The following is an 11442-nucleotide window of genomic DNA, read 5'->3' on the forward strand; positions in this document are numbered from 1 at the left end:
GTGGACAGAAAGTAAAACTACTCCAGCATTACCTTTTGGCAGAGAATTTATAGATGGTCCGTTGCTGGTACACCTCGCCGGGCTGTAAGATGGTAGACGGGAACGAGGGCTGGTTGGGCGAATCTGGGTAATGCTGTGCCTCCAGGCAGAACCCGGCGTGGTTCTGGATAGGCTGCCCTTTGTCATTGGTGATTTCCCCTTTCAGAAAGTTACCGGAATAGAACTGCAGGCCGGGCTCTGTGGTGAATACTTCCATTGTGCGGCCACTGGTTTTCTCATAGACCGTAGCGGCCAGCTTAAGGGTGCCGTCTGCGTCGTTGAGTACGTAGTTGTGATCATAGCCGCCGCCCGGCATTTGCTGTATGCGTTCGCCAATCAAGTGGGGTTCCCTGAAATCCAGCGGGGTACCTGCCACCGGGGCCAGTTCTCCGGTTGGGATTAGGTTCTGGTCTACAGCTGTGTAGTAGTCGGCGTGGAGGAGGAGTTCATGGCCCAACACGTCTTCCTGTCCGCCGGTTAGGTTGAAGTAGCTGTGCTGCGTAAGGTTTACGGGCGTGGCCTGGTCTGTGGTGGCCTGGTAGTCAATGATGAGCTCGTTCTGAGTAGAAAGGGTATAGGTAACCGTTACCTGTAAGGTGCCCGGGTAACCTTCCTCGCCGGCCGGACTGGTATAGGAGAATTGGAGGGTGTTTCTTTCCGGCATTTCCTTCGCGGCCCATACAACTTTGTCAAACCCCTTGCGGCCACCATGTAAATGGTTGGGACCGTTATTGGTGGCCAGGGTATATTCCTGGTCGTTGAGTTTGAAGGTACCCCCTGCAATACGGTTGCCGTAACGGCCAATCAAGGCCCCAAAATAAGGTTGATTCTTAAGATAGGCCTCAGAGAGGTAGCCGTCCAGATGGTTAAAGCCCAGCACTACGTTTGCCAGTTTACGGTCCTTGTCTGGTACCAAAAGCGAGGTTACAATGCCCCCGTAAGTGGTGATGGAGGCGGACATCCCATTTTCATTTATGAGGGTGTACACCTGGACTTCTTCCCCTTCCAGGGTTTTTCCAAATGGTTTTTTCTCTATATCCATACATCAGATGTTAAAGGCAGATCCAAACGTAAGAATACAAATTCTTCTGTTTGAATAGCACTGTTTTTAGGGCAGGCCTGAAAATGTTTTTAAGCTCTAGGGTCCTGGCAAAATTATTCGTTTAGTCTTCAGGTTAGTGTTTAGCCTTTTCGGGAAGCCTTAAAACGGATTCAATAGAATCCTGCTTTGGCAGTTGCCGCCAGGAAATACCAAGCTCCAACCAGTTATTGACCCATTCCAAAACCTCCTCTAAAAGCATACGCCTGAACCTGCAGGGTGTTCCCTGGCCAAAGCCAAATTCTGGTTCTATCCCATTAAGTACTTATTTTGGCGCCAAAGACTTTTACCTGAATTTTCTACCAGGATTTGCGACTGTTTCTTAGGCTGGAAGTAATTCAGGGCCGAAGGAAGGAGGGTGACCCAGGATGCAGTGTGCTATGGAGAAGAGTTATCACTTGGCCTTCAGGGAGAATAGGTTAGATGGCAATTTTAAAGGCAAAGCTATCTGTCGTTACCACCTTATGGTGATTTACGCCTACTTTTGGAGAAACAGTTCTAGCCGAATTATAGTACTCAAATCCCCCATCACATGCGTAGACTTTTACTTTTCTTAGGACTCCTTCTTTTTGGGGCTAACCTGGCCCAGGCGCAGACCCTTGCAGACACAACCTGGCGAAGGTCTTTTGCCACGGGCCTCAACCTGAACCAGGCCTCTTTCAGTGATAACTGGAAGGCGGGCGGAGTCAACTCCATCGCCCTTAATACCTTCCTGAACGCCCGCGCCGATTATAAATTTGAACGCCGGTCCTGGGATAACAGCCTGCAGCTACAGTATGGCTTTCTGAAAAACAAAGGGGAGGGCCTGCGCAAAAGCCTGGACCGGCTGTACCTGGATACCAAATACGGCGTGGGTTTCTCCAGTGACTGGAACGCCTTTGTGGCCCTTAACTTTCTATCACAGTTTGCCAGGGGCTACGAATATAATGTTGACGATACCGGCCAGGACCGGCTAATTTCCAATTTCCTGTCGCCGGGCTACCTGACCTTTGTGCTGGGCGCTGAGTACAAGCCTACCCCTAATTTCTCCTTGCGGCTTAGCCCATTTGCGCCAAGGTTTACCTTTCTGGTAGATGACCAGGTAGGGGAAAATGAGCGCTACGGGGTGCCAGAAGGAGACGTAGTCCGCACTGAGATCCTTTCTGCCCTGGTGCAAGCCGATTACCAGAAAGACATTGCCACCAACGTAAACCTGAGGCTGAATTACGTGGCGAATATCAATTATCAGGAGCTAACCCTAAAGCGTATAGACCACCGGTTAAACGCGGTGTTTACCGCCAAAGTGAACAAGTACCTTAATGTGAACCTGATGGGTAACCTTATCTATGACTATGACCAGGACTCGGCGGTGCAGTACAGCCAGTCTCTAGGCTTAGGGCTCATGTATACGCTGCAAGGATTTACCACTATCACACAGTAAGTGAGCCCAAAGTTCTGCGCTCAGGCGGGTTCTATGTCCAGGTCCTTGATTTCCTTTTTGTAGGCCGGCGGAAGAATAATGGACTTGAGAAACCAGTCCAGTTTAAAAGTGCGGGTGACTTTATAGGCCTGCAGCAGGGGGGTGATGAGCGAGGTTTTCCTGAACCCCAGCAGGCTTTTCACGTGGTCGGGCACTACCATTACCTGGGCTTCCAACAAAAGGCGGTACCTTATCAGGCCCAAGTGCTTTTGGTACTGTTGAAACAGGTCATGGGTATAATGGCTAGGGATAAGGTCTTGCAGTAAGTGTTCTTCGCGCATCTGCAGCCAGGCAGGGTAAGAAGTAGGAAGACCCGTCAATCCCATTCTAAGACCTACCCGCGTGAATACCTCAAACACTTCCTCTTTCTCCTGAGAGGTGAGCTTCCGTTCCAGCACTTCATACGCCCTAATGGAGTAGTTAATGAGCATAAACAGAACATCGCGGTAGGCCCAGTCTGGAATGGCGGCCCCGCGTTTGCCTTCCACGGCGGCATGAATATGCGCCATGCTGTCTATGGCCCGATGGGCTCCTTCCAGAGAGGAGAACACAATGCGCCGGGCATAGCCTACGGTAGAGAAAAGCCGGCCCAAGGGATCGGTGGGGAGCCGGCCGGTAAAATAAAGCCAGTCTACGGCCTTGTTGAGGGCAAACTCAGCGGCCGAACCCGCAAAAATAAACAGGATGGTATCGCCCTTACCCCAAATCTCGCGCACGATTGATCCTTTCTTTACAAAGAACTCCATGGCTGTTGAGGGTTAAGGGATAAAATAGCTTTAAAATGCTTGTGATGTGCCAAGGTAGCCAATTAGAACGTGCGGCCAAAAAGGCAGGTGAACCAATCAGCGTTTTAAGCCCGTTTTTACAAAAATGGGCTTAAAACAACGGTAACAGCTTGGGCCTGTTTTTTTTATAATCCTACCCATTCGCGGGCTTCGTCTCGGTTCTGGTGATCAAAGTATTTTACCTGGGCGCTGGTGAAGGGTTTCATTAAGGCGGTAAGGTTCTTCTCCCAGGCTTTGTCACCTACCAGGGCAATTTTCAGGAAACTGTTCACGTGCTTCACGTCAAACTTCAGGTCTTCCCAGAGTCCTTCGGCTGACCAGTGGTCCAAGCCGGTCATCTCCCAATACAGGTTCAGTTTGCCGTGTTCCGCAATTTTTTCTTCCAGGGCCGGCAGCATTACCTCATACTCGGCCTTGCCTAACGTGCCCTTTACCCAAACGGCAAAAACCGTGGGGTTGTCGGTTTTTATTATTTCTACCATCGCCTTGCCTTTTCAATTTGGTACGCTATTACCGGTCGTAAGTTAAAACTAGCGGGCTATTTTGGGCCTCTTTTTCTTAAAACGGGCCCAAAACGCAAAGTTCTAGAGAGGCAAACCGGTGGCCTTGGCGCTTGACCTTTTTTGGATGGTTTATAGTAACAGGCCGTTTTGAAAGATAAAGGCCCATCTCCAGAAAGGCCCTTGGTAGAAACACGGAAAGGCCATTGTGTTAACTACCAGATTTTACGGGGGCCGTAAACAGACAAGAAACATTTCCCGTTGCGGGGTAAAACGCATAACAGACCATGACACTACCTCCTTTTCTTAAAGCCGGTGATAAAGTAGGTGTGATAAGCACCAGCAATTTTACAGAGCAGCCATACATTGATGGATTAGTCAAGATCCTGAAAGACTGGAAACTGAAGCCGGTGCTGGGCAAAACCATAGGGCCCCGCCAGGGCAGCTTTGCGGGGTCAGACCACCTGCGCCGGCAAGACCTGCAAGAGATGCTGGACAATGATGAGATCAAAGCCGTGCTGGAGACCATGGGCGGCTACGGCATTGTGCGGGTCATTGAAGACGTAGATTTCAATAAATTCAAATTCCACCCTAAGTGGCTGGTGGGCTACAGTGACACTACCTTCCTGCACAGCCATGTACAGGGCCTGCTGAGCACGGCCACCATTCATGGCACCATGGCCAGCGACCTGGAGGCCGGGTTTAAGGTAGAATCCTGGGAAAGCCTGCGCAAAGCCCTTTTTGGGGAGAACCTGGAGTATTCTATAAAAGCCCACCCTCTAAACCGGTTTGGGAAAGCCGAAGGCACCCTGGTGGGCGGCACCATTAGTATTCTGTGCAATGCCAAAGGCACTAAGTCTGAAGTGAACACCAACGGCAAGATCCTGTTTCTGGAAGACGTGGGGGAACAGCACTTCCGGTTAGACAATTACCTGCTTTCCTTAAAGCAGGCCGGCAAGTTTGAGTATGTGAAAGGGCTGTTGGTAGGCCAGTTGGTGGAAATCAAGAAAGATGACCCTCCGTTTGGGAAAACCCCCGAGGAGATTGTCCGGGACGCGGTGAAGGAATATGACTTTCCGGTTTGCTTCGGGTTTCCGGCGGGCCATGGCGGGGTGAACAAGGCCATGGTCTTTGGGGCGCCGGTGAAAATGGAGGTAACCGGCAAAGGCACTTCGGTTAAGTTTAATCTTTAGGCAAATAACCTGAAAACGTGTTTTAAGCCTGTTTTTTCAAAAATGGCCCTGAAACGGAAACCTGAGGAATATGGAGAAATCAAAGCCCACTTTTCTACTGACCTGTGAGCACGCAGGAAACGAGGTGCCAAAAAAATACCTGGCGCTTTTCAAAGGGAAGGAGGAAACGCTGTACTCCCACAAAGCCTTTGACCCCGGGGCGCTGCGGCTGGCCCGCCACCTGGCCGCTGCCTTAAGATTACCGCTGTACTTTACCTCCGTTTCTAGGCTACTGGTAGAAGCCAACCGGTCTCTGGATAGCGATGAACTGTTTTCAGACTTCAGCAAAAGTCTGTCTGAGAAAGAAAGAAAAGCGGTGTTGGACAAGTTTTATTTCCCGCACCGGCATGAGGTGGAAGAGCATATAACCAAAATCACCGCTGTCGGCCAACGGGTATGCCACCTGGCCATCCATACTTTTACCCCAGCCCTGGACGGTGAGGTGCGCAAGGCAGATATAGGCGTCTTGTTTGACCCGAAACGGCCCCTGGAAAAGGCCATTGCGCAGCAGCTGCGGGAGCAGTTAAAAGAGCAAAACCCCACTCGCAAAGTCCTCTACAACTCGCCCTACCCGGGCACCGATGACGGGTTCCCAACCTACCTGCGGGGTAAGTTCAGCAAAAACCAATACGCCGGGTTTGAGCTGGAAATAAACCAAAAGTTTTTCCTGGATGGAAAAGAAGAAGTCTGGCAGGCAGTGGTAGACGAGTTAACCAACGCCCTGCGGCATACCATGGTAGAAAACTATCCCTGAAAAAGCGGGGCCAGGTTACCTAGCTGGAAAAAAAGCCGGTTTTCAGGCAGTCGCCTTAGTCTGTTTAAGTGCCCAGGGAAATACCAGAACTGATAACTTTCCCCTACAAAAGTGACCTACATCATCTTTCTGCTGAGCGGTTCTTGCGAAATTTGCAGTGCATTTTGACCATTGACCATGCAAAACCAGTTCAAAGTACTTACTCTATCTTACAAACAAGCCCCCATCACAGTGCGCGAAGCGGTATCTCTCAATGAGATAGCCTGCCGAAACCTGTTAGATAAGATAAAGGATTTCACCCAAGCGCAGGATGTGTTGGTACTTTCTACCTGTAACCGCACCGAGGTGTATTATTCAGCGGAGGCAGACTATTCCCGGGAGCTGGTGGAACTGATCTCCATTGAGAAAGGCATTTTTGATTCTCAGCAGGTTTCCTCTTTTTTCAGGCATATTACCCAGCCGCAGGAAGCGGTACAACACCTTTTCCAGGTAGCCTTAGGCTTGGAGTCTCAGGTGGTGGGGGACATGCAGATCATGAACCAGGTGAAAAATGCCTACCAATGGGCCTCAGATGCCGGCACGGTGAGTCCTTTCCTGCACCGCCTGTTGCACACCATTTTCTTTACCAATAAGCGGGTAGTGAATGAGACCGCCTTCAAAGACGGCGCTGCCTCTGTTTCATATGCCACGGTAGAGCTGGTGGAAGAACTAACCAGGTACATGGTGGAGCCTAAGGTGCTGATGATTGGGGTAGGGGAGATTGGCGCCAACGTGTGCGATAATTTCCAGAAATCTACTCTGCAGCACATCACCATTGCCAACCGCACCCACCACAAGGCTGTGGAGTTGGCCGCCAAATGCAATGCCAGAGCCATTTACTGGGAGAACGTGTGGGAAGAAATGGCCCAGGCCGATGTCGTGATTTCATCGGTTCCCGGCGATTGCTTTTTTATCAGCAAGGAAAAAGTGGTGAAAATGGGTGAAGCCGCCCCGTCTTTCTTTGTGGACCTTTCCATGCCCCGCAGCATAGACAACAACCTACAGGAACTGGCAGGAACTAAGGTGTACAACATTGATAACATCCGGAACCGGGCCACCCAAGCCCTGGAAATAAGATTGGCCGCCATTCCGGCCGTACAGCAAATTATTCAGGAATCCATCACTGAATTTGAGACCTGGACCAAGGAGATGAGCATGTCGCCTGCGCTACAGCAATTTAAAAACCGTCTGGAAGAAATACGGCAGCGGGAGTTGGCGCGGTACGTGAAATCATTGGGTGCCCAGGAAAAAGAATTGGTGGAGACCATTACCAAGAATATCCTCAACAAAATTGTGAAGATGCCAGCCCTGGAACTGAAGGCCGCCTGTCAACGCGGTGAGTCTGAGGCTTTAATTGAGGGCCTGAGCGCCTTATTCAATCTGGAAGCCGAGCCGCAGAAAGCATAACGTCGCTTGCTGCCTCACCATGGGGCAGTAACTACTTTAAGTTATAGAGTAGCCACCCTGGCACAAACCATATTACCAGGTAGGTTTCAGTAAAAATCAAGACTTGAAAGCAGAGAGAGCTGGGCAATTTGTCCAGCTCTCTCTGCTTGGGCAAGATTCCTTATATACGCACTATAATTCTAATCTTGTGCTTTCAGGAACACCCTAGCTCAGATAAAGCAAATGGCCCCAGGAAATTAAATCTCCTGGGGCCATTTGCTTTATCTAAGGTTAAGGCTCTTTAAAAAGGAATCTTTCTGGCATGGATGACCATGAGCGGCAAGTGCGTACGGTACGTGGGCGCCTGCGCCTCCTCAGCCTGTAAAAGGTGTTGCCAAGGATTGGTGGCATGGGCCCCTACCACTAGCATGTCTGCCCGCTGGTTCCGGCAATACTGGCTAATGCCCTGCTCAACGCTGGTGTTCACCTCCACATGAATGGAGACCCGTTGGTAAGGTAAGCGCTTGCTCAACCGCTGGAGTTCTTCCTGGGCAAACTGCCGCGCAGTTTCATCTTCCTTAGAAATGATGTGCAACAGTTCAATCTGCGCGCCAAAATAGTTGGCTAATTTAAGCACCATGGCCGTGTCAGATAGAGAGAACCCGCGTAAGTCTGCCGCCAGCACTATCTTCCTGAGGGGACGGAACGTGGCGTTCTCCGGAATAATGAGGACAGGGCAAGGCCCGTGGTTAATGACCTGGCCAGCCAGAGAATTCACTACTATCTCCTTGATGTCATCTGTAAGGCCAGAGCCCAGTACAATAAGGTCAGCGTTCTCATCCTGCGCCAATGTGGTCACATTCTGGTGGGTTTCACCATACCCCACCCTGGTTTCATAAGACACCGGAATCCCCCATTCGGTGCTTTCCAGATAGGTCTGGATACGCCGCAGTTTCTTAAGCTGCTTTCCTTCCAGGTCCATTTCCTCCGCAGACGGGTAGGATTCTACCTCCCCGGCGGTAGCTTGTACCTGGGCAGATTCCGTGATACTATGGAATAGGATGATACGGGAGTTCATGCGCTGGGCAATCTCATCAGCGTATCGAATAGAATTCTCAGATTTGTTGGTGAAATCTGTTGGGCAAACAATGGTTTCCATAGCCAAATAGTTAGGATACTTTATTTGATTAGTAAAGGTGGGGGAGTATGGACTGTGTTCTTATGACCCATGTCAGCCTTAAAGATGACATAAATCAAAATGCAGGATAATTCTATGATAAATTATATCCTTTTCAAGCATCACAACGGAGGAGCTAGGCTGGAGGTTCCAGAAAGCACGTTTTTATTTTCAGGAAAGAAAGAAGGCTTGTTTAAAAGGAGAAACGCTGGATTTTCCTGAAGGTAATCTAATTCTTCTACTCCAGGAACCTTACAGTAACATAGGAGTTGGTATTCCGGCCCTGGTCGTCCAGGCAGGAGATTTTAAGCTTGCCGGCCTTATCTGGCGCAAAGAAAACCGATTCATTGCCGGGCGCTGCCTTCAGGAACTGATCGTTCACATACCAGTAGACTTTCTTCACTTCATTGTGCGGCGTGCACTGCAGCATGAGTTGTTGGTGTTCAGCTTTCTCCAGTAGGTACTCCATGCCCGCCGTGGGCGATGCAATGATAGGGGCATACTCCTGAAATATGCGGCTGCACGCCGGGTTGTGCGGGGGCAAGGCCACATAGGGCAGTTGCTGGGTCACAAAATAGGTCAATATCTCTGGCGAATGGTTGGGGTACCATTTCTGGGCATACCCGCCCTCTGGCAGGCAGGCAGTGCAATAGGCGTATTGGCCATCTAAAGACACAGGCACTTTTTTAAGATGCGTGCATTTTACCGCCGAAGAGATGCCGGGCAGAAACGTGTCTACCACCAAATCCTGGCAGAAGCTGTTGCCGGGCCGGCCGCTTTCGGCGCAGACGCTGCGGGTACCTACGCTTTTAGGTGCGGCATACCATTGGTTGGGGCTGTTGTAGTCAATAGTGTTAAAGATAGAGAACAGGAGTGGGGTAGCGGTATCGGTACCGTTCAGTTCAGGCACGCCTTCGCCAGAGAAATTTCCTACCCACACACCCACCGTGTATTTCTGGTTATAACCTATGCTCCACGCATCTTTGCGTCCGTAAGAGGTGCCGGTTTTCCAGGCGATTTTGGGCAAATGGCCGCTGTTGTCTGCGTTGTGAGGCAAGTCTGGTCGCTGCAGTTGGGTCAGGATCTGGTTGACCATAAACGTGGCACCTGGTGATAACAACTGCTTTTCCTGCCGAGCGGAGTCTTCCTGTAGCCACCGCAACGGCGCATAGGTGCCCTGGCGGGCGAGGGCCGCGTACAAGGCCGTGAGTTCCTCCAGTTTCACGGCGCATCCGCCCAGAATTAAAGACAAACCCAATTGGTCGCCGTTCTTTTTCATCTGGGAGAAATCTGCCAGTTTCAGCTTGCGCACAAAAGTGGGTACGCCCACCTGGTCCAGCAGCTTTACCGCCGGGATATTCAAAGAAGTAGCCAGCGCCCGCTCTATGGTAATGTTGCCGCTATAGGTGCCAAAGTAGTTTTCGGGCCGGTACCCGCTGTAGTTGATGGGCACGTCTGCAATAATGGACTTGGGGGTGATCAGTCCTTGCTCAAAAGCGGTGGCGTACAAAAAGGGCTTTAACGTGCTGCCCGGCGACCGCAGGGCCCGCACCCCATCCACCTGGCCTCCATGAAGCGCATCTGAGAAATCGGCGGAGCCGAGGTAGGCCTCTACCGCCTGCGTATGGTTGTTGATGACCAGCACCGCCGCGTTATGGATGTTCTTGTATTTCAGCTGCTGCAAATAGTTATAGGCCAGTTGCTCTACCTTTTCCTGCACCGCCAGGTTGAGGGTGGTCTTGATGATAGCCTGGTTCTGGTGCTGCCGGTACATACGGTACGCGAAATGCGGTGCCACATGGGGCGCCGCCATCCGGCGGGCCTCCAATGGTTCCAGCAGGGCATCTTCAATAGCGTCTTCCGGGAAAGCCTGCTGCCGAGCAAAATGTCGGAGCCATTTATTCCGGAAGGCTACAATCTGCTGGTTCTGGACGCCTATCCTGAGCGAGGAGGGTTTGTTGGGAATAACCGTAAGAGCCACCGCCTGCGCCAAGCTCAATTGCCGGGGAGACTGTTGGAAATACAGAACCGAGGCCGCCTTTACACCTTCTATGTTTCCGCCGTAGGGCACCAGGTTCAGGTAAAATAAGAGAATCTCGTCTTTGCTGTACATCCACTCTAACTGCAACGCCCTGAACACCTCTGTAAGTTTATGCCAGTACGTGCGTTCCTGAGGATAGAGCAGCCTCGCCACTTGCATGGTAATGGTAGATGCCCCCGACGTGGTTTTCTGGTGCAACAGGTTCTTGACCAATGCCCGGCCCACCGCCACCACATTTACCCCGGGGTGGTAATAAAAGTACCGGTCTTCTTTCTGGAGAATGGCTTCCCTAAGGGTAGGGCTTACTTCATCAGGCTCCAACTGCATGCGCCATTTATCATCTTTGCTCAGAAAGGAATGCAGAATGGTGCCATCAGAAGCAGTGATTACGGGGGAGTAGACAATGTTCACCTGCAGCGGAAAGAGAAGGTTGAGCAGGAGAAAAACCGCTAGAATAAATGCCAAGAATCCACCCCCAGACCAGAGTCTCACCTTGCCTTTTTGCAGAGGAAGCGCGGCGAAGTAAATACGTCTGGTCATGGAAAGCGGCATTTAGGGTAAAGGGTAATTAAGTAAAGTTTGTAATAGGTGGCTTTTACTTTTTCGTCCCCCTTTGAAGGGGGGAGGGGGATGACTGCTCTTGCTGTTTTGGTATACCCGAGATTCGTTTTTAACTGTTCCCTTGCTGTAACCTATGGCTCTTCCGTCTGGCCCTTTTCATCCCCCTACCCCCTCCAAAGGGGGCGGAGTTTATGGCGATTGTGCTGCTGTTTTAAGCCTGTTTTGGCTAAAACGGCTCTAAAACGCCCCACCTAACCTGATATGCTCAAAAGCAGCCTGGTGTTCAGTGGGGCTTTCGCCCCACTGAAGTTGGAACTTTCACCTCATTGTAGGTCCAAGTTGAAAACTTGAACCAGGAAAACCGCCCGCC

General features: G+C 50.9%; 9 protein-coding genes. 4 read left to right on the forward strand and 5 right to left on the reverse strand.

Going from position 1 to position 11442, the window contains the following annotated elements; all coding sequences use genetic code 11:
* Positions 1-28: 28 nt before the first annotated feature.
* Positions 29-1081 carry an aldose epimerase family protein gene (locus tag ACYVJQ_RS06620; protein WP_460892282.1) on the reverse strand — a complete coding sequence of 351 codons (1053 nt, stop codon included), beginning with the start codon at positions 1079-1081 and terminating at the stop codon, positions 29-31.
* Positions 1082-1670: 589 nt separating this feature from the next.
* Here ACYVJQ_RS06620 and ACYVJQ_RS06625 point away from each other — a divergent pair.
* Positions 1671-2558: a DUF3078 domain-containing protein gene (locus ACYVJQ_RS06625; protein ID WP_460892283.1), complete on the forward strand. Its 888-nt coding sequence runs from the start codon at positions 1671-1673 to the stop codon at positions 2556-2558.
* 20 nt (positions 2559-2578) lie between these two features.
* On the opposite strand, the gene ACYVJQ_RS06630 is transcribed toward ACYVJQ_RS06625, so the two are convergent.
* Together ACYVJQ_RS06630 and ACYVJQ_RS06635 are read right to left on the reverse strand one after the other, a co-directional pair.
* Positions 2579-3343, reverse strand: a complete 765-nt coding sequence (locus tag ACYVJQ_RS06630; RefSeq protein ID WP_460892284.1) for an oxygenase MpaB family protein — start codon at positions 3341-3343, stop codon at positions 2579-2581.
* A 164-nt stretch (positions 3344-3507) separates the two neighbouring features.
* Positions 3508-3864, reverse strand: a complete 357-nt coding sequence (locus tag ACYVJQ_RS06635) for a SpoIIAA family protein (RefSeq protein ID WP_460892285.1) — start codon at positions 3862-3864, stop codon at positions 3508-3510.
* Positions 3865-4169: 305 nt separating this feature from the next.
* Here ACYVJQ_RS06635 and ACYVJQ_RS06640 point away from each other — a divergent pair, with 305 nt between their 5' ends.
* From ACYVJQ_RS06640 to hemA, 3 genes are all read left to right on the forward strand, one after another.
* Positions 4170-5075, forward strand: coding sequence for a S66 peptidase family protein (locus ACYVJQ_RS06640; RefSeq protein ID WP_460892286.1), 906 nt, complete (start codon positions 4170-4172; stop codon positions 5073-5075).
* 70 nt (positions 5076-5145) lie between these two features.
* Positions 5146-5868 (forward strand): N-formylglutamate amidohydrolase, encoded by a 723-nt coding sequence (locus tag ACYVJQ_RS06645; protein WP_460892287.1) that lies wholly within the window; start codon positions 5146-5148, stop codon positions 5866-5868.
* 177 nt (positions 5869-6045) lie between these two features.
* A complete protein-coding gene (hemA, locus tag ACYVJQ_RS06650) occupies positions 6046-7314 on the forward strand; it encodes a glutamyl-tRNA reductase (RefSeq protein WP_460892288.1) in 1269 nt (422 codons plus the stop codon).
* 280 nt (positions 7315-7594) lie between these two features.
* On the opposite strand, the gene ACYVJQ_RS06655 is transcribed toward hemA, so the two are convergent.
* Together ACYVJQ_RS06655 and pbpC are read right to left on the reverse strand one after the other, a co-directional pair.
* Positions 7595-8452: a universal stress protein gene (locus tag ACYVJQ_RS06655; protein ID WP_460892289.1), complete on the reverse strand. Its 858-nt coding sequence runs from the start codon at positions 8450-8452 to the stop codon at positions 7595-7597.
* Between the two features lie 256 nt (positions 8453-8708).
* Positions 8709-11051 (reverse strand): penicillin-binding protein 1C, encoded by a 2343-nt coding sequence (gene pbpC, locus ACYVJQ_RS06660; RefSeq protein WP_460892290.1) that lies wholly within the window; start codon positions 11049-11051, stop codon positions 8709-8711.
* Positions 11052-11442 lie beyond the last annotated feature (391 nt).

The sequence above is a fragment of the Rufibacter soli genome (assembly GCF_054781795.1).